Annotated in this window: 21 protein-coding genes; 2 read left to right on the top strand and 19 right to left on the bottom strand. The window is 55.5% G+C overall.

The features are described 5' to 3' along the window. Window positions 1–68: 68 nt before the first annotated feature. Window positions 69–374, bottom strand: a complete 306-nt coding sequence (locus AC1EKE_RS00485) for a hypothetical protein (protein ID WP_480307488.1) — start codon at window positions 372–374, stop codon at window positions 69–71. Window positions 375–810: 436 nt separating this feature from the next. Then, a complete protein-coding gene (locus AC1EKE_RS00480; RefSeq protein ID WP_480307486.1) occupies window positions 811–1824 on the bottom strand; it encodes a helix-turn-helix transcriptional regulator in 1014 nt (337 codons plus the stop codon). Between the two features lie 110 nt (window positions 1825–1934). Between AC1EKE_RS00480 and AC1EKE_RS00475 the strand changes: the two genes are divergently transcribed. Continuing rightward, the gene (locus AC1EKE_RS00475) at window positions 1935–3101 is read left to right on the top strand and encodes an RtcB family protein (protein ID WP_480307484.1); all 1167 of its coding nucleotides are present in this window, start codon (window positions 1935–1937) and stop codon (window positions 3099–3101) included. Between the two features lie 287 nt (window positions 3102–3388). On the opposite strand, the gene AC1EKE_RS00470 is transcribed toward AC1EKE_RS00475, so the two are convergent. The 8 genes from AC1EKE_RS00470 to AC1EKE_RS00435 form a co-directional block, all read right to left on the bottom strand. Continuing rightward, window positions 3389–4636 (bottom strand): SufB/SufD family protein, encoded by a 1248-nt coding sequence (locus tag AC1EKE_RS00470; protein ID WP_480307482.1) that lies wholly within the window; start codon window positions 4634–4636, stop codon window positions 3389–3391. Between the two features lie 3 nt (window positions 4637–4639). Further along, window positions 4640–5395, bottom strand: a complete 756-nt coding sequence (gene sufC / locus AC1EKE_RS00465; RefSeq protein ID WP_480307481.1) for a Fe-S cluster assembly ATPase SufC — start codon at window positions 5393–5395, stop codon at window positions 4640–4642. Between the two features lie 25 nt (window positions 5396–5420). Next, window positions 5421–6860 (bottom strand): Fe-S cluster assembly protein SufB, encoded by a 1440-nt coding sequence (sufB, locus tag AC1EKE_RS00460; protein WP_480307479.1) that lies wholly within the window; start codon window positions 6858–6860, stop codon window positions 5421–5423. 53 nt (window positions 6861–6913) lie between these two features. Next, the gene (locus AC1EKE_RS00455) at window positions 6914–7402 is read right to left on the bottom strand and encodes a CvpA family protein (RefSeq protein ID WP_480307478.1); all 489 of its coding nucleotides are present in this window, start codon (window positions 7400–7402) and stop codon (window positions 6914–6916) included. 30 nt (window positions 7403–7432) lie between these two features. Then, entirely contained in the window at window positions 7433–10426 is a 2994-nt protein-coding gene (infB, locus tag AC1EKE_RS00450; RefSeq protein ID WP_480307476.1) for a translation initiation factor IF-2, read from the bottom strand. A gap of 71 nt (window positions 10427–10497) precedes the next feature. Continuing rightward, window positions 10498–11919 (bottom strand): transcription termination factor NusA, encoded by a 1422-nt coding sequence (gene nusA, locus AC1EKE_RS00445; protein ID WP_296162038.1) that lies wholly within the window; start codon window positions 11917–11919, stop codon window positions 10498–10500. Window positions 11920–11944: 25 nt separating this feature from the next. Next, on the bottom strand, window positions 11945–12415 hold the full coding sequence (gene rimP, locus AC1EKE_RS00440) for a ribosome assembly cofactor RimP (RefSeq protein WP_480307474.1): 471 nt from the start codon (window positions 12413–12415) through the stop codon (window positions 11945–11947). Window positions 12416–12739: 324 nt separating this feature from the next. Further along, window positions 12740–14233 (bottom strand): Do family serine endopeptidase, encoded by a 1494-nt coding sequence (locus tag AC1EKE_RS00435; protein ID WP_480307472.1) that lies wholly within the window; start codon window positions 14231–14233, stop codon window positions 12740–12742. 764 nt (window positions 14234–14997) lie between these two features. Between AC1EKE_RS00435 and coaA the strand changes: the two genes are divergently transcribed. Beyond that, entirely contained in the window at window positions 14998–15948 is a 951-nt protein-coding gene (gene coaA / locus AC1EKE_RS00430; RefSeq protein WP_297126918.1) for a type I pantothenate kinase, read from the top strand. An 80-nt stretch (window positions 15949–16028) separates the two neighbouring features. Here coaA and upp read toward each other — a convergent pair whose 3' ends face one another. The 9 genes from upp to ileS all read right to left on the bottom strand — a co-directional run bounded on the left by upp (window position 16029) and on the right by ileS (window position 26108). Next, window positions 16029–16688, bottom strand: a complete 660-nt coding sequence (gene upp, locus AC1EKE_RS00425; RefSeq protein ID WP_480307470.1) for a uracil phosphoribosyltransferase — start codon at window positions 16686–16688, stop codon at window positions 16029–16031. A 12-nt stretch (window positions 16689–16700) separates the two neighbouring features. Then, window positions 16701–18116 (bottom strand): MltF family protein, encoded by a 1416-nt coding sequence (locus tag AC1EKE_RS00420; protein WP_480307468.1) that lies wholly within the window; start codon window positions 18114–18116, stop codon window positions 16701–16703. Further along, entirely contained in the window at window positions 18116–19330 is a 1215-nt protein-coding gene (locus AC1EKE_RS00415) for a class I SAM-dependent rRNA methyltransferase (protein ID WP_480307466.1), read from the bottom strand. Before AC1EKE_RS00415 ends, AC1EKE_RS00420 begins: the two co-directional genes overlap by 1 nt. An 8-nt stretch (window positions 19331–19338) precedes the next feature. Further along, window positions 19339–20121, bottom strand: a complete 783-nt coding sequence (locus AC1EKE_RS00410) for a 3'-5' exonuclease (protein WP_480307464.1) — start codon at window positions 20119–20121, stop codon at window positions 19339–19341. Continuing rightward, window positions 20096–20680 (bottom strand): DUF5063 domain-containing protein, encoded by a 585-nt coding sequence (locus AC1EKE_RS00405; protein WP_480307462.1) that lies wholly within the window; start codon window positions 20678–20680, stop codon window positions 20096–20098. Before AC1EKE_RS00405 ends, AC1EKE_RS00410 begins: the two co-directional genes overlap by 26 nt. 37 nt (window positions 20681–20717) lie before the next feature. Beyond that, complete coding sequence (locus tag AC1EKE_RS00400; protein WP_296163507.1) at window positions 20718–21542, bottom strand: DUF4296 domain-containing protein; 825 nt, start codon at window positions 21540–21542, stop codon at window positions 20718–20720. Further along, complete coding sequence (locus tag AC1EKE_RS00395; protein WP_296163504.1) at window positions 21526–22218, bottom strand: lipoprotein signal peptidase; 693 nt, start codon at window positions 22216–22218, stop codon at window positions 21526–21528. The genes AC1EKE_RS00400 and AC1EKE_RS00395 overlap by 17 nt, the downstream gene beginning before the upstream one ends. A gap of 81 nt (window positions 22219–22299) precedes the next feature. Beyond that, on the bottom strand, window positions 22300–22677 hold the full coding sequence (locus AC1EKE_RS00390) for a TraR/DksA family transcriptional regulator (protein ID WP_297126895.1): 378 nt from the start codon (window positions 22675–22677) through the stop codon (window positions 22300–22302). An 11-nt stretch (window positions 22678–22688) separates the two neighbouring features. After that, window positions 22689–26108: an isoleucine--tRNA ligase gene (gene ileS / locus AC1EKE_RS00385; RefSeq protein ID WP_480307458.1), complete on the bottom strand. Its 3420-nt coding sequence runs from the start codon at window positions 26106–26108 to the stop codon at window positions 22689–22691. Window positions 26109–26334 lie beyond the last annotated feature (226 nt).

The raw sequence follows: 26334 nt of genomic DNA, 5'->3' as shown, positions 1-26334 counted from the left end.
CTTAGCAAAGATAGCAAAATGGCAGACTACTTCAGCAGTCATCTCTAAACCCACGCGCCTCATATTCTCTACGATCTCGTCTCGGCTCTCCGTACGTCCGATAGAAGCTCTCCGTCAGCACCTCCGTGTAGGATCTCCACAAGTCTTGTATCTTTGGGCTGAGCAACAGATGGAACAGGTACGACCGATGGCTCTGCCCCCATTGAAATAAAGCTCTCAGCTGGTCGGTTCACAAGATCGACCAGCTTTTCTATTCTTTCTTGAAGTGAGTAAAAGTCTCTCGCTGCTTCTGCTGCTCCAAGCATATCTCCGAAGCACTTAGTCCTGAGGAAGTTGATCTTCGAATCCCTTTGCCTTTTGATTCTCAACGCCATTTATTAAATTTGCAATATCACTAAGCTTTGGATTAACTTGTGCGGATGCTCCCTTGGGAGGAGCAATGCCAAGCTAGTCCAATGCTTTCTTTCTCACTATCTTTGTCGTAAGATCAAGGCGTGCGACTTTCTCTCTGACCTCAGCGAAATTGGATCGCTGTTTGGAGAGTCAGTCGTGCGCTTACACCGCCCATATAGCATGTACCTCAACTTCTTCACCTTCTTCCCTCAGCCTCGCAGAAACGGATAGCCTGACCATCTGAGTCAGTTGTTTCAGATTTGTCAAAGAGTAGTTCGTAGGATTTCCCAACCCTTTCAGTAACTTTGCGTTAGCAAGCCGTTCAGTTGAAGTGTGCTTGTTAGTGGAGTTGGTTAGTGCATCGCTCGTGGAAGAGCCACTTATAACCAGCTCCACGCTCTTTTCTATAGCGGTGCGCTACTCCTTGTATCGGGTGACCATCATCATAACTTGGCGGGCGATGCGGTCCCTCAGCCTCTTGGGTGAGAGGACGCTGATGTGGCTCCCGAAGCCAAGTATCAGTCGCTCCAGTTCGAGGTTACAGATCACCTCTATTGCCACGACGATGCTGCCGTCCTCCCGCTCCTCCATCAGCTCCTGCCGTGGGTGAAGGGGTTTCGTGAGGACATACGGTGCTTGGCAGGCATCGACCCAGAGTACCACTCGCTCACGCTCCGACATCAGATCGCGTGTCACGCCGACCATATCATCCAGATAGGTGACCGGGTCGAAGTAGATATTTTCCTCATACCTCCCCTCCTTGTCCTCCTCCACACCAACCATTCTGTCGAGTGCCAGTGTGAGGATCCCACTGTGACCTCTCTCATGACCCAGGAGAAACCACCGATTGTTGTACTCCTTGAGGAGATAAGGTGAGAGGCAGATTTCGATCTCTCGGCCGGAGTGGAAGGAGCAGTAACGGACCCGTAGGGCACGGCGGTTGACGATGGACTTGTAGAGCGGGCTTAGCAGCTCCAGTCCCTTTAGCTGCTCATTGGTATCAAGAAACACCACCTGCTGCTGCCCCTCGCTCCCGCTGCGGATCCTGTCCTCAATCCTCGTAAGAGTCTCATCCAGCCCTGAGAGACCCCTGAAGCCACTATACTGACTCAGGATGTCGAGTGCGCCGGTCAGCTCTGACAGCTCCTCGTGTGTCAGAGGGAGACTGCTGATGCTGTAGTCCGGGTCACCATAGCGGTAGTACTTGCGATCGACTACCTCGATCGGTGCATTGTACCCTAGCTTATCGCTACGCATAAGCTCGATGTCCCGCTGTATCGTCCTCAGGCTCACACCCGAGGTCCCTTCGTACTCGTAGAGAGCAGCCTCGCAGGCAGAGCGGAGATCCTCTATGGTCCAGCTGCGGTGGCGACGGCGGAGGCAGGCGTCTATGGTCCGCATCCTCAGGAGCGCATTTCTATTGATCGGCATAGTGATATTCTTTTGATACAAATGTAAGGAGATAAATGTACTACGCCAATAGGTGGCGTAGTGGCTCTCTACCTTTGCCTCAGATATTTATCCACAAAGAGTATACTGCTATGATAGAGAAAGTTGTGATGGGCACTAAAGTGCCTGCTAAGATGTGGCTGAGTGAGGTGGAGGACTCCTGCTTAGAGCAGATCATCACGCTCGCATCGCTCCCCTATGCGTATAAGCACATCGCTGTGATGCCGGACGCTCACACCGGAAAGGGCATGCCAGTCGGTGGTGTCCTTGCGACGCGAGGTGTCGTGATCCCCAATGCTGTCGGTGTTGACATCGGCTGTGGAATGTGTGCCCTCCGGACAAGCCTTACGACTGAGGACCTGCCACGGGAACGTCTCTCCGCTTTGGTGACCTATGCGAGGGAGCGGATCCCTCTGGGCTTCGACAGCAGGGAGGTGCCTCTGGATGAGAGCCTGCTTCCCGACCGAGAGCTTGACGACCTGCCCTGCCTGAGGAGCAAGAAGCAGGCACTGCTACGGCAGATAGGCACACTGGGTGGGGGCAACCACTTTATCGAGATCCAGCGAGATACCGCGACCGATGAGATCTGGGTGATGATCCACTCAGGTAGCCGAAATGTGGGGCTAAAGGTGGCGGAGCACTACAATCACCTGGCAGAGCAGTGGTGCGACAGATGGTATGCCGACCGTCAGCCGGACCTCGCTTTCCTCCCCATAGAGACGCAGGAGGGGAAGGACTATATGCGAGAGATGGAGTATTGCAAGGACTTCGCCTTTGCCAATCGTCGGGAGATGATGGAGGTGGTGAAGGAGGGACTTCGGACTCTCTGCCCCGGGGTAGACTTTGATCCGCTGATCAATGTCCCACACAACTACGCTGCTTGGGAGAAGCACTTCGGTGAGTACGTTATCGTCCACCGTAAGGGTGCCACAGGAGCCTATGAGGGCCAGGTGGGGATCATCCCCGGCTCTATGGGTGCACACTCCTACATCGTCCAGGGGCTTGGCTGTCCCGACTCCTTTATGAGCTGCTCCCACGGGGCGGGGCGAAGGCTCAGCAGGCGGGCTGCCTTCCGTCAGCTCTCGCTTGAGGAGCAGCAGGCGCAGATGGATGAGCTTGGCGTACTCTACGACCTGACGGAGAAGGGGCTTGATGAGGCTCCCGGGGCGTATAAGGACATCGAGGAGGTGATAGCTAAGCAGCAAGATCTAGTGCAGCCGCTTGTGCGTCTTGCACCTCTCGCAGTGATCAAGGGCTAAGCTCGGGTAACTTCGTGGTGGGGTCACTCCCTGCTATGGCAATCGTATGAGGATCGCAAGTTGGAGCCCTCAGACTAATACCGATATTAGAGAAATCTAATATCGGTATTAGTGAAGTCTAATATCGGTATTAGAAGAGGGTGATTGCCATCTGCTGATGGTCAGCTTAGTGTGCACGTGCCTTTTGGAGCCCGATTAGCAGAGGTGATCTCCATGCAACCGCATAAAAAAGGGTCGATGTCTCTCATCCAAGAGAGACATCGACCCTTGCTTGCTATGTGGGTATGTTACTTGCGTCGCTGGAGGCGGGCATCTACCTTCGCCGTCAGTACCTCGCGGAGTTGTTCATCGGGGATGCGGACAAGTACATCATGGACAAAGGCGGATGTGAGCATATCGTGCGCCTCATCCTCGGGGATGCCCCTCTGCTCCATATAGAAAAGCGCTGCCTCGTCCAGCAGACCGGTTGCCAGGCCGTGAGAGCACTTGACATCGTCAGCATAGATCTCCAGCTGAGGCTTGGAGTACATCTTTGCCTCCTTGGAGAGCAGGAGATTTCGATTATGCTGGTCAGCGTCAGTCCGGATCGCACCAGGCTCCACGTAGATCATCCCGGAGAAGCTCCCCACGGAGTGATCCGAGAGGGTGTACTTAAAGAGCTCGTCCGTGTGCCCGTCGGTCTCGCTGTGGAAGATATTGGACCAAATGTCGCAGAGGTTGTCATCGCGCAGGATTGCCAGTCCGTCCATCTGCAGGTCTGCGTGCTTGCCAGCCAAGTCGATGAAGAGATTGATCCTCGTCCGCTCGGGGTGCGAGACGATCTCAGTCAGGGTCATGCGCGCCTCCTCACCGATCCGGGCGTGGACGTTGTGGAGCAGGCGTGTCCCGTGAGTCTGCTCAATGTAGTCGTAGAGGTGCAGGTCAGCTCGGTCTCGGACGTAGATCTCGGTGGTGATGAGGGCAGCAGCACCCTCCTCGGGAAGGTTGCGGTGCGACTGCATCATGGTCACCCGACTCTCCTCATCGCAGATGATCAGCAAGTGTCGTGCGGAGAGACCGCGACCGAGGAGATAGATAAGCTCAAGCGGCACCTCCACCCGGCAGCGTGGCTCCACGTAGAGTACCATGGCCTCCTCAGCCAGCAGGTCGGTCAGTGAGGGGACAGCCCGATCTCTCAGGTCATGCTGAGTGCCAAAGAGCTTAGCCGGCTCAGGATACAGCTCAGCAAATCGGCTCAGTGGTCCGACAAAGCAGCCCTCTATCTCTGTCCCCTCTGAGCAGAGAAGACAGCTGTCGTCAAGTAGTCGGTAGGGAGATAGGTCGCTCTCCGCTATAGGGGACTGACGCAGCTTGGTGTCGTCAAAGATCCCCAGGTCAAAGTGGGCGTAGTGCTCCGGACCGTGCTTGGGAAGTGGCTTCTTGCGAAGAAGCTCCCTCGCCTCCTGCCGACGACTTGCCATCAGAGGGGAGTCTGTGGAGACGCTGTCCGAGAGGGTAAGGAAGTGCTCGGTGAGTTGTTGTTGCTTAGACATCATAGCTCAGTCCTCCTTCTGCTCCTCTCTGAGCCAGTCGTAGCCCTTGTCCTCCAGCTCCAATGCGAGCTCTGGACCGCCTGTCCTGATGATCTCCCCATTCATCAGCACGTGGATGACATCGGGGCGGATATAGTCGAGCAGTCTCTGGTAGTGCGTGATGACGATCGCAGAGAAGTGGGGCGAGCGCATACTATTGACTCCCTCGGCAACCGTCCTGAGGGCATCAATGTCGAGACCTGAGTCTGTCTCGTCGAGGATCGCCAGTGATGGCTCGAGGACCAGCATCTGGAAGATCTCATTGCGCTTCTTCTCTCCGCCGGAGAAGCCTTGATTGACAAACCTCTTCATCAGGTCGGAGGGGAGCTTCACCTGCTTCTGCTTCTCCTTGAGGAGCTTTAGGAAGTCAGCAGCCTTCACCGGATCTTTGCCCTCCTGCTTGCGCTTGGCATTGAGGGCGGCACGGAGGAAAGAGGTCATACTGACCCCTGGGATCTCCACGGGGTACTGGAAGGACATCATCAGCCCTTTCTGAGCCCGGAGTGACGGACTCATCTCGAGGAGGTCCTCTCCATTGAAGGTCACCCTCCCCTGCGTGGGCTCGTAGGGTGGCCGTCCCGTGAGGACGTTGGAGAGAGTGCTCTTACCCCCGCCATTGGGTCCCATAATGGCGTGTATCTCGCCATCGGGTATGTGGAGGTTGATCCCGCGTAGTATCTCTTTGTTGCCGATCTTGGCGTGTAGGTTTTCTATATGTAACATAGTGTCGTATCTGTAGTAAGTGTCATTATCCCACGGAGCCCTCGAGGGAGATGGATAGAAGAGCCTTTGCCTCGATGGCAAACTCCATCGGGAGCTTCTCCATCACCTCCTGGGCGTACCCACCGACGATAAGGCCGATCGCCTCCTCCTCGGGGATGCCCCGCTGCTGGCAGTAGAAGAGCTGGTCCTCGCTGATCTTGGAGGTCATCGCCTCATGCTCGATGATGGCGGTGTCATTGAGTATATCGGCGTAGGGGAAGGTGTGAGCGCCGCACTTGTCGCCTATGAGGAGGGAGTCGCACTGGGAGTAGTTGCGAGCATTCTCGGCATTCTTCCCCAGGTAGACCAGTCCGCGGTACGAATTCTCGGAGTGGCCGGCGGAGATACCCTTGGAGACGATGGTGCTGCGGGTGTTTTTCCCCGTGTGGATCATCTTGGTCCCGGTGTCCGCCATCTGGTGATTATTGGTGACGGCAACGGAGTAGAATTCGCCCACCGAGTTGTCTCCCTTGAGGATGCAGCTGGGGTACTTCCAGGTGATGGCCGATCCGGTCTCTACCTGAGTCCAGGAGACCTTTGATCCATTACCTCGGCAGAGGGCCCGCTTGGTGACGAGATTGAAGACTCCTCCCTTGCCCTCCTTGTCACCGGGGTACCAATTCTGCACCGTGGAGTACTTGACCTCCGCATTCTCCTCCACCACGATCTCGACGATGGCAGCGTGGAGCTGGTTCTCGTCCCTCTGCGGGGCGGTGCAGCCCTCGAGGTAGGAGACGTAAGAGTCGTCCTCGGCTACGATCAGGGTGCGCTCAAATTGTCCCGTATTCAGTGCATTGATCCTGAAGTACGAGCTCAGCTCCATCGGGCAGCGTACACCCTTAGGGATGTAGACAAATGAGCCGTCACCGAAGACAGCCGAATTGAGTGCAGCAAAGAAATTATCCGTTGGGGGAACGACCGTCCCGAGGTACTTCCGCACCAGGTCGGGATGCTCCCTGACGGCCTCACTGATGGGGCAGAAGATCACCCCCTTCTCCGCTAGTTGCTTACGGAAGGTAGTGCGGACAGAGACCGAGTCCATAACCGCATCGACCGCATAGCCGGCAAGGATCTTCCGCTCCATGACCGGGACGCCAAGCTTCTCGAAGGTCTCCTCCAGCTTGGGGTCCATTGGCTCATTGGCAGACTTCTTCTGCTTCGGTCGGGCAAAATAAATTATGTCCTGGAAGTCTATCTCTGGGAGCTTGACGTGTCCCCAGGTGGGTACTTTCATCCCGGACCAAGCGCGGAAGGCCCTGAGACGGAAGTCCAGCAGCCACTCCGGCTCGTGGCGCATCTCAGAGATAGTGCGTACAATATTTTCATCGATCCCCTTAGGCAAGTACTCCGTCTCGATGTCGGTGGTGAAGCCGTACTTGTACTCGTCTCGCTCGTCTAAGAGGTCGCTTATCTGTTCGTTATTCATAGACTATATATAGTCCCTCCGAGGAGGGAAGGATATAAAAATAGCCCCCTCCGTCAGAGATCAGTGACCTCTGTCGCAGGCGGCTCTAAGGGTGAGGTAGGGCTCAGCACATCCCTCAGTGAGGGAGCGATCGGCCCGACCAGTTCATCCAGGAGTGGGTAGGCCTGTGAGCCTCTGATCCACTCCGTATCGGGGCTGAGACTCAGGATCACCGTGCAGACGATCCAGAGCATCACCGCCGTGAATAGTGTATTGGTCAGCGCCCCGAGGAGGCTGTCCGGGAGTCCGAAGCGTCCATAGGAGGATCCGGTGACTAGGTTCAGTAGCAGGCGACTGAGCCAGAGTGCCACCGCAAAGGTGATCACCATGGAGAGAACCGAGATCGATGGCGAAAAGGAGATCGCTGACCGGATCAGCCCGGTGAGATAGAGGGCAAGGACAAGGCTCAGACAGCGGAGGGCAGAGGCGAAAAATCCCAGACGCCACCCCGCAAAGAGTCCATTAAGCAATAGTAAGCCGACTGCGATATCAAACCACGGCATCTTGTGCTCTCCCTTGCTGCTACTGTCGTATTACTCCAGCTTTCGCTTGACCGTGAATTCCTCGAAGGTCTCGATCTGATCTCCTGCCTGGATGTCATCGTAGTCCTTGATGGAGAGACCACACTCCAGACCGGTGGTTACCTCCTTGACGTCGTCCTTGAAGCGCTTTAGGCTCACCAGCGGACCGGTATGGATCACGATGCCATCGCGGATCACGCGAGCCTTATTGTCACGCGACACCTTGCCATGCTCCACCATACATCCGGCGATGGTACCCACCTTGGGGATGCGGAAGGCCTTGCGTACCTCGAGGGTTGCAGTGACCTGCTCCTTGATCTCCGGAGAGAGCATACCCTCCATAGCGGACTTGACGTCCTCGATAGCGTCGTAGATGATCGAGTAGAAGCGAATCTCCACTCCCTCGTCCTCAGCAGCGCGCTTAGCGCCCTGAGCAGGACGTACCTGGAAGCCTACGATCAGCGCATCAGAGGCGGCGGCGAGGTCTACATCGCTCTGGCTGATGGCACCGACAGCGCTGTAGATCACGTTCACGCGGATCTCTTCGGTCGAGAGCTTAACCAGCGAGTCGGATAGCGCCTCGACGGAGCCGTCCATATCTCCCTTGACGATGATATTGAGCTCCTGTACATCGCCGTCCTTGATCTGTCGGCTGAAGGTCTCCAGACTTGGCAGGTGCTGGGTGCGCTCCTTCTGCTCACGCTGGAGCTGCTCGCGCTGACGAGCGATGTCTCTTACCTCAGCCTCTGTCTCGAGTGCGTTGAGGGTCTCACCGGCAGGCGTGGCACCATTGAGTCCAAGTACCTTGACCGGCATGGATGGTCCGACAGACTCGACTGTATCGCCGTACTCATCGAAGAGTGCCTTCACACGACCATAGTTGGCTCCGGCGACGATGTAGTCTCCACTGTGAAGTGTACCCTCCTGGATCAGGACCTTGGTGGTGTAGCCACGACCCTGCTCAAGCGTACTCTCAAGGACGGACCCCTTGGCGAGCTTATTCGGGTTGGCCTTTAGCTCAAGGAGGTCTGCCTCTAAGAGGACCTTCTCCAGCAGTTCTTGTACACCGATCCCCTTCTTAGCGGAGATCTCCTGGCACTGATACTTGCCTCCCCAATCCTCTACGAGGTAATTCATGGCAGCGAGTTGCTCGCGCACCATATCGGGCTTAGCTCCCGGCTTGTCCACCTTATTGATGGCAAAGACGATCGGCACACCGGCAAGAGAGGCGTGAGAGATGGCTTCCTTGGTCTGAGGCATGATACCATCATCGGCTGCGATGACGATGATGACGATATCCGTTACCTTGGCTCCGCGAGCACGCATAGCAGTAAAGGCCTCGTGACCGGGAGTATCGACGAATGTGAGCTTGCGTCCCCCCTCGAGGGTCACCCTATAGGCACCGATGTGCTGGGTGATGCCGCCCGCCTCACCGGAGATGACGTCGGACTTGCGCACGGCATCGAGGAGAGAGGTCTTACCATGATCGACGTGACCCATCACAGTCACTACCGGTGCACGAGGCTCAAGATCCTCAGGCTTATCCTCCTGAGTCTCGATCGCCTGCATAGCCTGGGCATCGACATACTCCGCCTCGTACCCATACTCGTCAAGGATAAGGTCGATCTGATCCTTCTCCAGACGCTGGTTGATGGAGACCATAAGGCCGAGATTAAAGCAGTAGACGATGATGTCATTGACGGGGATGTCAAGCATCTTGGCGAGGTCATTGACGGTGACGAACTCAGTCAGCTTGAGCTTCTTGCTCTCGCCCTCCTGTGCTCTCAGTAGCTCCTCAGCCTCCTCCTGACGAGCCTCGCGCTTCTCGCGGCGATACTGTGCTGCAGTCTTGCCGGGTCGGTGACCACGTCCCTGCATGGCCGCCATAGTCTTCTTGATCTGCTTCTGGATATCCTCCTGTGTGATCTCCTGCTGCTCCTCCCGACGACGACTCTTGCGACCCTTCTTGGGATTGGTGGCTACTCCGGGCTTGTTATTGCGGTTGTTTCCGGAGTTGTTAGCGTTGGTACCTCTCGCATCTTTGTTGCGACGGTTGTTGGTGTCCTTACTGGCACCCTTACCACTATCCTGCTTGGCTTGCTTGTCGATGTCGACCTTATTGCCCTTGATCCGCTTGCGCTTGCGTTTTGAGGTCTTGGGATCTATCTTGGAGAGGTCGATCTTGCCGACGACAGTGAGTCCCATATCATCGGTTGTGCCGAGGCGGAATACACCATCGTCTTCCTTGGGCTCGTTGTCGTCCTTAGCTGCTGGCTTCTCCTGCTCCTTAATAGCTGAAGAAGGCTTCTGTGTGTCGGCTTTCTTCGTCTCCTTCTCGGGCATAGGCTTCTCCTCAGCAGGCTGGGAGGGCTTGACACTCTCCGGCTTTGTCTCCGGCTTTATCTCTGCCTCCGGTTTTTTCTCCACCTGAGGCTTTTCTTTCTCCTTAGGCGTCTCCTGCTTGGGCTGCTCGACCTTGGGAGAGGCGGGCATGCGAGGCTCCTCTGCCGGCTTAGCGACCTCAGGAGTCTTGGGCTCCTTCGTCTTTTTGGTATCGGGAGTGGGCTTGGCGGGCGTCTCCTGCTCCACCTTAGCTTGCTCTTTCTTGGGCTCCGGAGCAGGGACCTTCTTTGGCTCTTCCTTCTTCGACGAGCCGGGGATCACACGACCCTTCTCATCGAGCTGGAGGTGCCCCTTGACAAAGGAAGGCTGTGGCTTAGTATCAGGTGCAGGCTCGACTTTGGCAGTCGCCGGTTCCGTAGCCGGCTCCGTAGGTGTAGCTGCCATGGGAGACTTAGAGAGGTAGCTCTCGGTGAGTCGCTTCTTGTCGTCCGCACTCAGATCGCTACCGTACTCCTCGAGGACAGTCTTCAGCTCAGCCGTAGTCAGCTTAGTATTGGGACTCTTGTAGTCCCCATTGGGGTTTTTCTTGCTTAGAAACGAACTAAGCGTACTTACTCCAACGTTTAAGTCTCGTGCGACCTTATTTATTTTGATTGCGGGCATATATTTCTCTCTATTCTCTCAGTATCTTTATTTTTTGCAGGATGGGTCTCTAGGTGGGTTGGGCTGAGGTCTTACTCCTCGGTCACACCATCCTCCCCCTTGGGCGTGCTCTCCGTCTCGGGGAGCTGCTCCTCCTGCGCCTCTTCCGCTACCGGTTTCTCATGGGACTCGATAGGGAATTGGCGGAAATTGGGATCGCGCTCGGGTAGGTCGGGGAACTCGTCTGCTGGCAGCTCATTGTCGTCAAACTCAGCCATCAGCACCTGCAGGACATAGTCGATCGTCTTCTCCTCCAAGTCAGTGGCGCGAACCAGATCCTCGCGACTGTGACGGAGGACGCTCTTGGCAGTGTCGCAACCGATGGCGGTAAATACATCGATGATCCAGGGATCGATCTCGTCGTCAAACTCGGTGAGGAAGAGGTCCTCCTCGTCGATGCCCTGTGCCTCATCTCTATAAATGTCGATCTCATAGCCGGTCAGCATCATTGCCAGCTTGATATTGTAACCGCTGCGACCGACGGCATTGCGGATCTCCTCTTGGGCGAGGTAAACATCAGCGTGCTTCTCCTCGGGGTTGATCCGTACGTCGGCATTCTGTGCCGGGCTGAGGGCTCGCTGGATCAGGAGCTGATCATTATCGGTGTACTGCAGCACATCGATGCTCTCATTGCGAAGCTCTGCCACGACGCCCCTGATGCGTGAGCCGCGTACCCCCACGACGGCACCGACCGGGTCGATACGACTGTCGACACTCTCGACTGCCACCTTGGCACGATCGCCGGGGATGCGTGCGACGCGCTTGATCATCACCAGACCATCCTGGATCTCAGGCACCTCGCGGGCAAATAGCTGAGACAGAAATTCATTACTGGTCCGGCTGAGGATGATCTTGGGGTTGTTGTTATTATAGTCTACGCGCTCGATGCAGGCGGTGACGTGGTCGCCCTTCTGGAAGCGGTCCCTGGGGATCATCAGTGAGCGGGGCATGATGAGCTCGTTGCCGTCCCCATCGAGGAGAAGCAACTCGCGCTTCCAGGTCTGGTAGACCTCGGCAGTGATCAGCTCACCGACACGCTTGCTGTAGTTGGCATAGAGAGTGTCCTTCTCCAGCTCCAGCACCTTGGAGGCAAGAGACTGGCGGAGGTTCTGGATGGCACGACGACCAAAGCTCTCAAATGAGACCTTGTCGGTGTACTCCTCGCCCTCCTCGAGGTCCTCCTCGCCCTGTGAGCGTACATCGCTGAGGGAGACCTCCTTCATCTGGTCGTGGACCTCGCCATCGGGGACGATGATCCTATTGCGCCAGATCTCGACATCTCCCTCCTCAGGATTGATGATGACATCGAAGTTGTTATCCGTACCGTACATCTTTGCGATCGCACTACGGAGAGACTCCTCAAGTACCTTGATGAGTGTCCCTTGGTCGATGTCCTTCTGGCTCATGTAGTCTCCCAGAGCCTCCATCATTGTTGCCTGTATTCTCTTTGCCATGTATACTATTGTATGCGCTTTGTTGTCAAAACTTCAGGTCGTAGACGACCGTCTTCACTTCGTCGTATGTAAGGTGAAGCGGGGTGGGGTAGCCCTTGCGACGCTTGTCGCCCTCGTGCTTCTCCATCCGGATAACCTCCATCTCAAACCCCTCCTCGTCCACTGCTACGAGCGTTCCTTTCTCAATACCTCCGCTACGCAGGGTGACAATGATCGGCTCACCGATGTACTTGCGGTACTGCCGTGGAAGCCGAAGGGGCGATGTGAGCCCGGCACTGGTCACGGTCAGCTCATAGTCCTCCACGTCGCGGTCAAAGCGCTCCTCGATATAGTGGGAGAGCGCCGTGATTGTGTTGAGCGAGATCGAGTCGTGATCACTGTCAATGGTGATACTGATCATGTTGCCAGCGCGCACATCGACCGCTACTATATAGAGGTCGTCTCGCCCCGACAGGTATTCCTCGAGGGCTGACTGTATGTCCTTTACGTCTATCATCAGGTCTGTATATGGAAACAAAATGAGAAGACTCAGGGGTCCTCTCATCTCTTACCCTTGCAAAGGTACAAAATCTTATGCCGATAGACAATCTGCCCCTTGCATTGTAGAGGAAACACGCTCGGATCTTGGTGTGACCATCGGATGTGCTTGGCGTCTTCATGGCTGGGGCTGACTCAATGGACTTTTGGTAGAGGTGGCCGGTGGAGATGGAGTGAAGGACTTGCCGAGTCGTCCCCAGTCGCACATTCGATTCGCTTAAATGCAAAGCACCCCGGTGGACATACATCCACCGGGGTGCGCTTGTGTATAGACCCGGTAGTATTAGTCGCGGAGATCCACAGCTACGTAATTGATGCGCCCATTGGTATTAAGCAGCTTGACGAAGAGGACCTTGTCGCTGCTGCTCTTCACCACGTCACTCACCACCTTCTCCACATCGTCCTTCTTGCTCACGCGGAGGTTATTGACAGCGAGTATGACGTCTCCCTTGCGGATGCCGGCACGGAAGAACTTTCCGTCCCTGTCGACACCGACTACCTTTACTCCGTAGGAGATCCCGAGGTCGCTCATCTCCTTGTCGCTAAGCTCCAAGAAGGCAGCACCGATCGAGCTTTCGTCGATCCGAGTCACGGCATCGGTATTTCCCTCGCTATTCTTGAGTACGAGGTCGATCGTCATAGCCTTTCCCTTACGGTCCACAGACATCCGGACCTTGTCACCCGGCTTGTGGGTAGAGATAGCCTCCTGGAGGTCCGACATTGTGGAGATGCTGTGCCCGTCGATGGAGGTGATCACATCACCCTCCGTGAGACCGGCCTGCTTCGCTGAGCTCCTGTCTGCCACCTCCATCACTAAAGCGCCCTGAGAGACCTTGAGGTCGTACTTCTCGGTGGCGGCAGAGGTGATGTTGGTACCGGCAATGCCGAGGACAGCGCGCTGGACGGTACCATACTCCTTCAGGTCACCGACCACCTTGTGGACTATCGAGGTGGGGATGGCAAAGGAGATCCCGGCGTAGTTACCGGTGCTGGAGTAAATCATCGTATTGATGCCGATCAGCTCGCCTGCCATATTGACTAGGGCTCCGCCGGAGTTGCCGGGATTGACGGCCACATCGGACTGGATAAAGGAGCCCACCTGGAGTGATCCCTGACCGCTCCCCGCAGCGCGCCCCTTGGCGCTGACGATACCGGCAGTCACCGTACTACGGAGGTTGAAGGGGTTACCTATCGCCAGTACCCACTCTCCGACGCGGAGGTCATCGCTGTTGCCGAAGGGGATGGCAGTCAGCTCCTTGCCACTCTCGATCTTGATCAAGGCGAGGTCGGTGGAGGGGTCGGTGCCGACCACCTTGGCCTTATACTCCTCGTTGCTATTGGTCGTGACGTAGACGTCGTCAGCGCCATCGATGACGTGGTTATTGGTGACGATATACCCATCTCGGCTGATGATCACGCCTGATCCGATCTCCACTTGCTTGGGAGTCTCCTGTCTGGAGCGTCCCTCCTGCCGAGGATCTCGCTGGGAGGGGATGCCGAAGAAGAACTCAAAGGGATCAAAAAACCTCTCCTGTGCCATTCTCACAGCCTTCTCTGTGCGTATGTTGACCACGCCATCGATGGTCCTCTCAGCCACTTCTACAAAGTTGGGCGGGGTCGAGGCCATGTAGGCCCTTGAGGACTTAGCTGGCTCGGTGGTCTCATAAGCCTCTGAGGAGTCGCTGCCGTGCTTCGTGATGGCAGCTCCCCCTATCGCGCTGAGGGTCGAGCAGGCGACCACCAGCACGCTGGTAAGGATGATGTCTTTTGCTTTCATACGAATCTATGTTGTCTTATTAGTTCTATTTCCAGACAAATAAACGGATTAAACCTGTTGTAGTCAATAGTCAGGAAGTGCCTAATTAACACTTTGCAAATAGTATGCCCGGTTTGACCATCGACTTAGAGATGTTTAACTTCTGTGCTTTTCCCATTAGCAATAAACAAGTGAGTTCCGGTCGGTCTTTGACTTCACGTCTGTAAGGGTGACGCATTTGAGCCTTACAGAAGCCATTCAAGTGTGCTATCTCTGCCAATTCATTTAATCCCATGAAAAACTATGTTTGCCTATTATAATGCTCGTCGATCAAAATTTTGGCAGCTCGCAGTTTGATGTGCTGGGAGGGGGGATTGGCGGGGTGGATGGTGACAAAAGTTTCTATAGACTCTAACTACTTCCTCATTTACTATCTATTGCCTTTGCTGTGGAGCCATAGGGAGGGGTATCCAATACCCAATGAAAGGCGCTCGATCTAATACCGATATTAGTGAAGTCTAATATCGGTATTAGACTTCACTAATATCGGTATTAGAGATTTCCCTGCAGAGTGCGCTGCTGGTAGAGGTGTCGCACTCCCTGGGTAGGCTTGATGGTGCGACACACTTGCGGGTGCTTTGTTTCCCGCTCTTCAAAATGAGTTGCGTGGCTTCTGTACCACTCAGATGCGTCACCCCTCTTCGCATATGCTGTCGGGACATCGGTAAGAGGTAAATTGAATACCTTTGCCGATGAATATTTATCCAGCATCGGCCTGTAGCACAATGAAACCCTATACCGCAACCTTTTCCCCCTATCAATCATTCACTCGAGATCAGTGGAGTAGCCTAGACAGCCATCCCAATTTTCCTTTCTCCGAGATCGACATTAGCAAGCTCCATGCGATGAATGAGCCTCTGACTGTAGAGGAGATCAGTGATATTTACCTCCCTATGTGTCGCTTCCTGGAGATAAATATCATGCATCATAAGAATCTGCAGAGCGACTATGGCGAGTTTTTTCATCGTCAGTTCCAGACCGTTCCTTACGTCATCGGGATTGCCGGCAGTGTCGCTGTGGGTAAGAGTACTACGGCAAGAGTCTTGCAGAAGCTCCTCTCGATGAATGAGGAGACGCCAAAGGTCTCTCTCGTGACGACTGATGGCTTCCTGTATCCCAATGCCGAGCTGGAGCGACGCGGCCTAAGCGACCGAAAGGGATTTCCTGAGAGCTACGATGTGATGAGTCTGCTCAACTTCCTTGCCGCTGTCAAGAGTGGCCGTCGTCACCTCCCGTCACCCAAGTATTCCCACCTATACTACGACGTGATCAAGGGGGAGTATGACGAGGTGGATCAGCCTGATGTGCTGATCATCGAGGGGATCAATGTCTTGCAGGCGAGTGTGGATGCGTCGAGAGCACGACGGTCGGTCTTTGTGTCAGACTTTTTTGACTTCTCGATCTACGTCGATGCGGAGAAGTCTGCGATCCGTAGCTGGTATGTGGATCGATTCATCAAGCTGCAGCAGACGGCGTTTAGGAATAAGGACTCCTACTTCTACCGCTACGCTGATCTATCCAAGGAAGAGACTATTAAGCTGGCTAATCAAGTATGGGATGATGTCAATCTGACTAACTTAGTCCAGAATATCGAGCCGACGCGCTTTCGCTCCAATCTCATCATCGAGAAGAGTGACGACCACAGTGTGAGGAGCATCTGGCTGCGGAAGGTGTAGACTAACCGAGTACAAAAAGAGCAGAGCCTCCGACGAGACGATTGTCCCATCGGAGGCTCTGCTCGTAGTATAATATCCGCTTAGTCCATTTTGGTCCCGAAGGAGAGGTCTCCCGCATCGCCCAGTCCGGGGACGATGTAGGCGTGCTCATTGAGCTTCTCATCGAGGGCGGTGATCCAGAGGGTGGAGTCCTCAGGGGCATGCTTCGCGAGCATATCGACACCCTGCTGGCTGGCGATGATGGCAGCGAAGTGCGTGGTGGCGGGCTGCCCCTTGGTGAGGAGTGCATTATAGGCAAGCATCATCGAGCTCCCTGTCGCCAGCATAGGGTCGGCAAGGATCAGCGTCCGTCGCTCGAGAGAAGGGGAGGCCAGATACTCGATGTGCACGTCAAATCCCAGCTCACTGTCTCCACCCTCCTTGCGATAAGCGGATACGAAAGCATTGTCAGCCTTGTCAAAATAATTAGTCAGTCCGCTCTGCATAGGGAGACCGGCACGAAGGATGGTGGCGACGACCACCTCCTCGGTGGGCAGGTACATATCCTTGGTCCCAAGAGGGGTGGTCACCCTCTTCTCCGTGTAGTCGAGTGTCTTGCTGATCTCGTATGCCATAATCTCGCCGAGGCGCCTGGCATTGCTCCGGAAGCGCATCGAGTCCGCATGGATATTGACATCCCTCATCTCTGCAATGAAGCGGTTGATGAGGCTGTTTTGCTCTGATAAGTTTACTATTTTCATACTCTTAGCTAACTATTTTTCCTTGCTCTTTGCTCCTTGGTAGAGGGCAGAGAGTTGCATGATATTGTCTACATACTTGACGGTCTCCGAGCCACGGACGTAGCCGTACTTGACCACGGGGTCATTGAAGTACTTCGGTGTGCTCTTGAGGAGGAGGTACTCCCTCACCCCTCCATTCCAGACACTGTCCGGTGCGCTGTTCTTCCGTGCCAGCCGCATCGCATCCAGGACGTGACCATAGCCGGCGTTGTAGGCTGCGAGAGTGAAGCACTCCCGCTCATGGATGTCCCGGATGTCGCTAAAGGACTTCTCATTGTCCCGGAGACAATTGACAGCCACGCGCACTGCTGTCAGGGGGTCCAGCAACTGGTCTTTACTCACCCCATAGGCTCGTCCGGTAGCAGGCATCACACCCATAAGGCCTCTCGCTCCTGACCGAGCCACGATGTCAGGGATGAAGCGAGACTCAGTGAAGGCGATCGCAGCGAGATAGGTCCAGTGCCAGCCCAGCCGCTTTGCCTCGTTCATGAATATCTCATCGTAAGGGGAGATCGCTCCCTGCCGGATAGTAGGGGTATGGAGGGGAGATCTGAGACCCTTGAAGTAATTGCCACTCTCCATCGTAAGCAGGCGGTCAGGGTCTTCCTCTTCCTCCTCAGGAGAGGAGGAGAAGAAGCAGCTGATCTGCTCGGTGAGACTCTGATTGCCCTTATGCAGCATCCAGCTGTATCGCAGTGGTACGCTGATGCGAAGCTCTGTGTCGAGGGTGGGGTGGTGTCGCTCAAATAATCCCGCCAGTCGGGTGTCTACCGCTGCGTAGCGGATGCCGTCTCCATCAGCGACCGACTTGATCAGGTCCACATCGCCCAGAGAGTCGACTGGTAGGATATGGAGGGAGTCCAGGGCTGCCTCTGCAACGATCTGCTCCAAGCGCATCTCCGCAGGACTATTGGAGGAGACGTAGATCGACTTGCCGTCCAAGTCGCCCACCTGGCGGAGGAGCGGGGTGATGGACCTGTTTTGCACCACTACTAAGGCGATCGTGTCCACGATGCCGGCAAAGTCATACGACTTGCTGATCTCAGAGGTCATGGCAAAGGGGGTGATGGATAGGTCGATGGCCCCGGACTTGATCCATGCCATAAGACTATCCCTGCTACCGGTGACCTTGATGTCGAGCTTGAGCTTGTGCGCCTCGGCAAAGCGAGACACCTTCTGATACTCCAGACCGAAGGGCTCGCCTCTATAGAAGTAAAAGTCCGTAGGGGAGGTGACCGTCCCTACTCGGAGCGTATCACTGGCGATGATTTCGCTCCACTCACGATAGTTGACCTCCTCCGACTCTCTCTCCTTCCTCGTCTCGATGCAGGAGGACATCATCCCGATGAGAAGGAGCAGCGGAGCGAATCGAGAGAAGAGCCGAGACATCACTTGACGTAGAGTACAAGACCCTTGAGATACTCTCCCTCGGGGTGATAGATATTCACGGGATGATCTGCAGCCTGAGTAAGGCGATGGAGGATCCTCACCTCTCGCCCGGCTTGCAGAGCAGCGGTAAATACCGCTTCCTGAAATTTCTCAGGGCTAACCACTTGCGAGCAACTGAAGGTGAAGAGCAGGCTCGAGGGGGCAATCTTCTGGAGAGCTATGCGATTGAGCCGACGGTAGCCATTGAGTGCGCGTGAGAGGACGCGTCTATTCTTTGCAAAGGCGGGCGGATCCAGTACCATCAGGTCGTACTCTCCCCCCTGTAGTCCCTCTAAGTAGCCAAATGCATCGGTGGCGATCTCCTCATGTGTGTGGTCCCTGCCGGGGAAGTTGAGCTCCATATTCCTTGCTGTCAGGTCTATAGCGCGCTCCGAGCTGTCTACGGATACCACTTGCTTAGCCTCTCCCAGCATGGCCGCGAGGGAGAATCCTCCCGTGTAGCAAAACATATTGAGCACCTTCCGCCCCTTAGCATACTGTCTCAGGAGGGAGCGGTTGTCTCTCTGATCTAAGAAGAAGCCGGTCTTCTGTCCCTTGACAACGTCGAGGTAAAACTTCATCCCCCGCTCGTCGATCACCACCTCCTGCTCCCTCGGCAGTGACCCCATGAGCAGCTCGTCGATCTCTCCCTCTATCGGAGAGCTTGCCGTCAGCGTCTCAGCGCTCTTGTAGTAAACCACTTGCAGGCGACTGCCAAACACCGTGGACATCGCCTCTGAGATAAGGTGCCTCTGTCGATGGATGCCGAGGGTGTGAGCCTGCATGACAGCGATGGAGTCGTACAGGTCTATGATCAGCCCCGGGAGACCATCGCCCTCGCCATAGATCCAGCGGAGGGCAGCGTGCTCTCCAGCCAAGCCGACTGCCTTCCTCACCTCGAGAGCCTCCCTCAGGCGCCGAGTCCAGAAGGCTTGATCAATCTCCTCCGAGGCATCGAAGGTGAGGATCCGTATCGCAATATTCTCTGGAGACCAGTAGCCGCGGGCGACAAAGTCATCCGTGGAGCTTCTGAGCTCGACCAAGTCTCCCTCCATCAGCCTGTCGGTACCTCTCCGGTCAAGAGCTCCAGAGAAGACCCAAGGGTGACGGCGCTCCATCGGCTCGTCTTTACCTGGGCGTAAGTGGAGTATTGGTATGGTGTCTAGGGTGGTCATAGGATGAGTTATTTGTCTGTGGTTTTGCTTTTTACTTTTGCCCCCCTGACCTTAGCTTTTACCCTGCGCTTTCGTATTCTCGCAGAGGTTTCTTTCTTCTTCGGCTTTGGTACTCTCACGGTTGGCCCCACTCTCTTCTCGATCATGGAGGGCTTGACGAAGTCCTTAAGTCCGTCGTAGATCAGCAGACCGGCATAGGCATCGAGTGCGGCATAGTTGGTTTGCGCCTCCGACAGTTTCTCGCTCTCCCAATTGCTGAGTCGCTGGCTCTTGGAGATGCGCTTGTCGTAGAGTAGGGCATAGAGCTTGGAGAGAGAGAAGACCTTTAGACCTGCGGCCTTGGCCGTCAGCTGGAGCTCAAGGACCTGGTGGCACTCGAGCCCATGGTCTTTCCTCAGGCCGAGAGCGTCATCGTGGATAGATACCCCCACAAGGAGCGTACTGTCGTCTGCCAGCACGCGTGCTACGGGGGCGAGGCGTGATGCCTTGTCCTCCTTTCCGTCAAAGGTCAGTAGCTTGATGATTACGGATCTCTCGTGATCGGAGAGCTGGAGTATGGAGACCTTATTCCCCTCGCCCTTATGGAATGAGGGCTTAGTCTCTGTGTCAAGGCCAAGGACGGCAGACCTCGAGAGAGCTCCCATGACGCTCTCTATCTCGTCGTCCGAGCACGAGGCGTCAAGGATCGTGACCGGTACCGGAAGCTCCTCCGCCTCCAGCTCCCCGAGCTCTTCCTTGGTAATGGTTGTCCGATCTATAGGCATATCACTCATCGTAGCTCGATAGGTCATCCTCATCGTCCGGCATCTCGAGGGGCATAAAGTCCGGATCGCTGAGCAGTAGGTGAAGTCGTCTGAGCACGGCTGCCAGCTTCTCTCCCCACTCGTGGTCAAAAGCGTACCTCGCCTCGGCAATGGACTGGACCATCGTCTCCTCGTTTTGCTGCCTATAGACCCAGACGATATCTGCCAGAGCCTGGAAGAGGTCGGCAAGCAGCTCACTGAGACTGATGTTGATCGGGCGCTCAGAGTATTGCATCTGCTCGTTGAGAGCATCGGGGAATAGGTCTCGGTCAGCGAAGAAGCGCTCGTGGCGACGTCTCACCCGATCATAGTCCTCCTCCTCGACGAGGTGCTCCAGCTCTCCAAAGAAAAGCGACGGATCCAGATCCGGAAGTCTCGTCGCTGCAGCATACACAGCTGCCAGCGTGTCACGGCACTCACGTACCGTCTCCCTCGTCCATCGGGGGGTGACCTCGGGATCAAGCAGAGCGAGGTAATTCATGCTCTGCTGGATAAAGTCCAGTGTCTCCGGACTGTAGATGAGTGTCATATCTCCCGTCTGTCCCATAGGTCTGTGCCGATCTTGGTTACAAAGTTAGTCAATTTTACTCTTCGGTCTCCTCCTCTGTCGGTAGCTCCTCCACCGGAGGCTCACGCTTAGAGAGGTAAATACTATCGAGGACCAGCGGGATCTTCCTTAGGCAGTCCCTGTCACGATAGTAGGAGATGAAGAGTCGGTGCCACTGGCTCTGCTCGCTTGTGGTGTCTTGTGGCGTGACATACTCGAGTGCTATTCGTCTGTCGCCCTTGCCATCCAGTGTGGTCTGTGTGGAGTAGACGTTGCTGCTGTCTCGGGAGAGGGTGACAAAAGAGATCACGATCCTCTCCCCGGAGCTGAGCAGCCCGGGTAGTATATTGAAGCCAAAGTCAAGCGTGTCCCCTCCCGCCACGGTACCACTTCTGAGCTCACACATCATGAAGCGGTAGGCTCTGTCTCCCTCCGAGAGACAGACTCTCGAGGGCTCGCTCCAGAGCGATACCGGAGACTTGTAGGTGAGCCCTGCGCGGCGAATGGAGTCTTGGTAGAGGGTGTCTAAGACTACAGCTTCCTGCTGAAGCTCCTCGATGATCTGATTGTAAATCTTCGTGAGCATCGGGAGATTTTCTCCATACCAGACGAGAGAGGTATCGTACTTTGCCTGCGAGATCCCGTGCTTCTCCAGCACACTCCTATAGTATGCCTCGCGGACCGAGTCCGGCATCCCATACTTGCTGTCGATGTAAGACTGGGCCAAGACCATGTCCTTGGTGACCGCCTTCATCTCGTCTCTTGTCAGGATCGAGTCCGGTCGGCGGCGACACTGCGAGAGGAGCACTATCAGTGCTATGGAGAGCAGGATCAGGCTGCAGAGACTACGATGCTTCCTCATCACGTATGACGGAGTCCTCCGGTGCTCTGTCCTTAGGTTTCTTACTACCGATATGACCCATCAGGTGAGCAAAAGAGCCGCTATAGAATAGCAGAAGCGCGATCACACCAACCGAGATGCAGGCGTCGGCAAAGTTGAATATCGGGCGGAAGAAGATCAGCTCCTCTCCTCCCCAGCCGGGCACCCAGTCGGGCCACTGACTGCGGATGATGGGGAAGTAAAACATATCCACCACCTTTCCCTGAAACCAGTCTCCATAGCCTGTCTCCGGTGCGGTGGGGAAAATCGTCGCTACCTGCCCATAGCTGTGGGTAAATATCTTTCCGTAAAAAATAGAGTCGATGATATTACCCACTGCACCGGCAAAGATAGCCACCAGACAGGTCAGCACACCGCGACCATACCGCCTCCTCGATACGTAGACCACCAGCCACCCCAGCAGCACGCTGGCGACTATGCGGAAGAGGGTCAGGAAGAGCTTGTCGAAAAGCTCCCAGCCGAATGCCATCCCGGGGTTCTCCGTGAAGTAGATCTGAAACCAGTCTGCCACCACGATGCTCTCGCCCAGCTGCATATGGGTCTTGACCCATATCTTGATAGCTTGGTCGATGACCAAGAGTAGGAGTGCCAGTCCCACAGCGACTGTAAGTCGATGGTGGGGACGATCTGCAGGCATCTCTCTTGGGTCCGTGACAGGTCGATCCGCTGCGGAGGATATGTCGTTGACGCTCACTGTAGACGATAGACTTACCTGTGATTACTTGTATCCGGCGTTCTTTGCCTCGACGCTAAGTGTAGCGTGGGGGACAGCACGGAGCCGCTCCTTGGGGATGAGCTTACCGGTGATGCGACAGACGCCGTAGGTCTTATTCTCGATGCGGATTAGGGCAGCCTCCAGATTTTGGATAAATTTCTTCTGCCGCGCTGCGAGAGAGGCGGTCTCCTGACGAGAGGCGAGAGTTGCCGACTCGGAGAGATTCTTGTACGAGGGCGAGGTGTCGTTGATGTCGCTATTCTCGCTTCCGTTCATCGACTCGATGAGTGAGTCGTAGTCCTTACGAGCCTTCTCGAGCTTCTCATTGATGATCTGGCGAAACTCCTCCAGCTCCTCATCAGAGTATCTTACAGTAGCCATGGTTATCTCTTTTACTTATTTACTATAGTTAGTTCTGCATGCAGGATGACCTCCTCGTCCAGGTCGAGAAGCTCCCCGGAGCTGAGTCCCTCGACGGACTCGATAGATCGAGCCTGTACCTGAGTGGAGATGTAGTCCTTATGAGCCGCGAGGATCTGCTCCGACGTCGGGGTCTTCTCGAGACGAATGTCGATCTTGTCCTCCACGTCAAAGCCGGAGCTCTTGCGGAGATTTTGGATCCTATTGACCATCTCGCGGGCGAGGCCCTCGATGCGTAGCTCCTCGGTGATCTCCTCATCGAGAGCGATGGTGATGGAGCCCTCATTGAGCACCAGCCAGCCCGGCACGTCCTCAGAGATCACCTCTACGCTGTCGAGTGTGATCTCCTTGCCCTCGTACTCGGTCTTCCCGGCTGTCTCAAAGGCCTCGATCTCCTCTCGCGTCATACCCGTGAGGTATGCAGCCGCTCTCTTCATATCCTTGCCAAAGATCGGTCCCAGGAGACGGAAATTGGGCTTCACTCTCTTCACCACAAGGTCGGATGATCCGGAGTCAAAGACCAGCTCCTTCACATTCACCTCGGAGAGGATCAGCTCCTCCACGTGCTTCACCGACTCGATCATCTGAGGATCGGAGGTGAGTACCACCACCTTCTGCAGTGGCTGACGCACTTTCGTATCCATCTTACGACGGAGTGAGAGTACCATACCGGAGATCCGCTGAGCATAGTCCATAGCCTCCTCAAGTGAGGCATTGATCACTGTGGGATCAGCCTTGGGATAGTCTGTAAGGTGGACTGACTGCGTCTCGTCCTGAGTGAGGTCTCGGTATAGACGATCAGCGTAGAATGGAGCAAAGGGCGCCATCAGCTTAGCCACCGTGACGAGGCACTCGTAGAGGGTCTCGTAGGCGGAGAGCTTGTCATCGGTCATGCCACCGCCCCAGAAACGCTTGCGGGCAAGGCGGACATACCAGTTACTCAGCTGGTCTGTCACCATGGCTGCAATCTCGCGACCGGCCTTTGTCGGCTCGTAGTCCTCGAGATCGGACTTCACCTCAGTGATCAGCGAGTGAAGCCGTGAGAGGATCCATCGGTCTAGCTCAGGCCGCTCCTCAAGAGGGATCTCGCGAGCTGTCGCCGGGTCGAAGTTGTCGATATTCGCGTAGAGTGCGAAGAAGGAGTAGGTGTTGTGCAGTGTGCCGAAGAGCTTGCGCGTCACCTCGTCCACGCCTGAGGGGTCAAACTTCAGGTTGTCCCACGGTGAGGAATTGGTGATCATATACCACCTCAGAGCGTCTGCCCCCTTCTGCTCCATGATCATGAAGGGGTCTACGCTATTGCCGAGGCGCTTCGACATCTTATTCCCATTCTTATCCAAGACGAGACCATTTGAGATCACGTGCTTGTAGGCGACGCTGTCAAAGAGCATCGTCGCAAGGGCATGGAGGGTAAAGAACCACCCTCGAGTCTGATCCACTCCCTCGGCAATGAAGTCGGCCGGGAAGTAGCTCCTCTCATCCACCATCTCTCGGTGCTCAAAGGGGTAGTGCAGCTGTGCGTAGGGCATTGCCCCGGAGTCAAACCACACATCGATGAGGTCGGTCTCCCTGACCATCGGCCGTCCCTTGCTATCGCAGAGGATCAGGTCGTCCACATAGGGTCGGTGGAGATCGATCCGCTCGTAATTCTCATCCGTATACTCGCCCACGACGAAGCCTCGATCGGCAAGGGGATTGCTCTTCATTAGCCCCCTCTCTACTGAGAGGTCGATCTCGCGGGAGAGCTCCTCGATGGAGCCGATGCACTTCAGCTCGCTGTAGTCCTCATTGTGCCAGATTGGCAGTGGAGTGCCCCAGTAGCGTGAGCGGGATAGATTCCAGTCCTGGAGGTTCTCCAGCCACTGCCCGAAGCGTCCCGTGCCGGTAGACTCCGGCTTCCAGGTGATCGTCTTATTGAGCTCGATCAGTCGCTCCTTGACTGCCGTGGTGCGGATAAACCAGCTGTCCAGCGGGTAGTAGAGGATCGGCTTGTCGGTCCTCCAGCAGTGGGGGTAGCTGTGGGTAAATTTCTCGATCCTGTATACCTGCCCTCTCTCCTTGAGCGCCATACAGAGGTCAATATCAAGTGAGTCAGTATCGGACGGCTTGTCGATGTAGGCGTTCTTGACATAGCGACCGGCGTAGACTCCGTACTGAGTGACGTCCACCCGCTCCTCCACAAAGTGTGGGTCCAGATCCTCGAGGGCGTAAAACTTCCCCTCGGGATCGACCATTGGCACCTCCTTGCCCCCCTTGTCAATGAGCATCATGCCGGGGATCTGCTCCTTCTTGCCGAGCGCATTATCATCCGCACCGAAGGTGGGCGCTATATGGACGATGCCGGTACCATCCTCCGTGGTGACAAAGTCAGCAGCCACCACCCTCAGAGCGCTCTCATCGGGCATTACCCAGGTGAAGAGCTGCTTGTATCTCAGTCCTATGAGGTCGGCCCCCTTGTATCGGGCAACGATGCGGTAGGGCATCACCTTGCTCCCCTTCTCGGGGGCCTCCATCGGCAGCTCCTCGCCCTCAGGACTGAGGTAGGCGGAGAGGCGTGGCTTCGCCATCACGACGGTGATCGGCTCGAGGGAGTAGGGATTGAATGTCTGCACCGCCACATAGTCGATCCCGCTACCGACAGCGAGAGCCATATTGGAGGGAAGTGTCCATGGTGTGGTGGTCCAGGCAGCGAAGTAGGCGGTCCCGTGTCCCTGCAGCTCCTCAGCGGGATTGATGATCTCCATCAGCGCTGTGCATGAGGTGTCCTTTACGTCCCTATAGGCACCCGGCTGACTCAGCTCGTGGGAGCTAAGTCCGGTGCCAGCGGCGGGAGAGTAGGGCTGTATGGTGTATCCCTTGTAGAGCAGATCCTTCTCGAAGAGCTGCTTTAAGAGATACCACAGGGTCTCTATGTAGCGATTGTCGTAGGTGATATAGGGGTGATCCAGGTCCACCCAGTAACCCATCTCCGAGGTGAGCTTGCGCCACTCGGCGGTATATTTCATCACCTCCTTACGACACGCTTCATTGTACTCATCAACAGAGATCTTGGTGCCGATGTCGGCCTTGGTGATGCCGAGCTTCTTCTCCACGCCGATCTCTACCGGCAGCCCGTGGGTGTCCCACCCTGCTTTGCGGTCGACGAGGAAGCCCTCCATAGTCTTGTAGCGGCAGATAATATCCTTGATCGTGCGAGCCATGACGTGGTGGATCCCAGGCATACCATTAGCAGAGGGTGGACCCTCGTAGAAGATAAATCTCGGTGCCCCCTCGCGCCACTTGAGTGAGGCCTCGAAGGGATCTTCTCTCTTCCACAACTCCAGTACCTCCCGACCAATACTCGAGAGGCTTAGCTGATCGTAAGTCTTATAATTCTTTTTCGTCATGCTCATATCTGCTCATTCCTCAGCGTCCCCTCTTCCCTCAGAGCGGACGCTGAGCGAAGTACGACTGGGTACCTCTGCATTTTTGTCACGCAAAGATACGCTTTTTTGTCCCCTCGGACTAATATCGGTATTAGTGAATCCTAATACCGGTATTAGAGAAATCTTTTATCGGTATTAGAGAAATCTTTTATCGGTAAAAGATGAGGTCCATCAGGAGCGATGTAAATCAGCA

It is taken from the genome of Porphyromonas sp. C0041D3, assembly GCF_056590575.1.
The sequence above is the reverse complement of the archived record's forward strand: the minus strand, read 5'-3'. Positions and strand labels throughout refer to the sequence as shown.

Bases quoted from the DNA above. Each gene is read 5' to 3' on its own strand.
- AC1EKE_RS00485 (WP_480307488.1), bottom strand. From the start codon at position 374: ATGGCGTTGAGAATCAAAAGGCAAAGGGATTCGAAGATCAACTTCCTC.
- AC1EKE_RS00410 (WP_480307464.1), bottom strand. From the start codon at position 20,121: ATGACCTATCGAGCTACGATGAGTGATATGCCTATAGATCGGACAACC.
- AC1EKE_RS00480 (WP_480307486.1), bottom strand. From the start codon at position 1,824: ATGCCGATCAATAGAAATGCGCTCCTGAGGATGCGGACCATAGACGCC.
- sufC (WP_480307481.1), bottom strand. From the start codon at position 5,395: ATGTTACATATAGAAAACCTACACGCCAAGATCGGCAACAAAGAGATA.
- infB (WP_480307476.1), bottom strand. From the start codon at position 10,426: ATGCCCGCAATCAAAATAAATAAGGTCGCACGAGACTTAAACGTTGGA.
- AC1EKE_RS00455 (WP_480307478.1), bottom strand. From the start codon at position 7,402: ATGCCGTGGTTTGATATCGCAGTCGGCTTACTATTGCTTAATGGACTC.
- rimP (WP_480307474.1), bottom strand. From the start codon at position 12,415: ATGATAGACGTAAAGGACATACAGTCAGCCCTCGAGGAATACCTGTCG.
- ileS (WP_480307458.1), bottom strand. From the start codon at position 26,108: ATGAGCATGACGAAAAAGAATTATAAGACTTACGATCAGCTAAGCCTC.
- nusA (WP_296162038.1), bottom strand. From the start codon at position 11,919: ATGGCAAAGAGAATACAGGCAACAATGATGGAGGCTCTGGGAGACTAC.
- AC1EKE_RS00475 (WP_480307484.1), top strand. From the start codon at position 1,935: ATGATAGAGAAAGTTGTGATGGGCACTAAAGTGCCTGCTAAGATGTGG.
- AC1EKE_RS00390 (WP_297126895.1), bottom strand. From the start codon at position 22,677: ATGGCTACTGTAAGATACTCTGATGAGGAGCTGGAGGAGTTTCGCCAG.
- AC1EKE_RS00400 (WP_296163507.1), bottom strand. From the start codon at position 21,542: ATGAGGAAGCATCGTAGTCTCTGCAGCCTGATCCTGCTCTCCATAGCA.
- AC1EKE_RS00415 (WP_480307466.1), bottom strand. From the start codon at position 19,330: ATGACCACCCTAGACACCATACCAATACTCCACTTACGCCCAGGTAAA.
- AC1EKE_RS00395 (WP_296163504.1), bottom strand. From the start codon at position 22,218: ATGCCTGCAGATCGTCCCCACCATCGACTTACAGTCGCTGTGGGACTG.
- upp (WP_480307470.1), bottom strand. From the start codon at position 16,688: ATGAAAATAGTAAACTTATCAGAGCAAAACAGCCTCATCAACCGCTTC.
- AC1EKE_RS00470 (WP_480307482.1), bottom strand. From the start codon at position 4,636: ATGATGTCTAAGCAACAACAACTCACCGAGCACTTCCTTACCCTCTCG.
- AC1EKE_RS00435 (WP_480307472.1), bottom strand. From the start codon at position 14,233: ATGAAAGCAAAAGACATCATCCTTACCAGCGTGCTGGTGGTCGCCTGC.
- AC1EKE_RS00405 (WP_480307462.1), bottom strand. From the start codon at position 20,680: ATGGGACAGACGGGAGATATGACACTCATCTACAGTCCGGAGACACTG.
- coaA (WP_297126918.1), top strand. From the start codon at position 14,998: ATGAAACCCTATACCGCAACCTTTTCCCCCTATCAATCATTCACTCGA.
- sufB (WP_480307479.1), bottom strand. From the start codon at position 6,860: ATGAATAACGAACAGATAAGCGACCTCTTAGACGAGCGAGACGAGTAC.
- AC1EKE_RS00420 (WP_480307468.1), bottom strand. From the start codon at position 18,116: ATGTCTCGGCTCTTCTCTCGATTCGCTCCGCTGCTCCTTCTCATCGGG.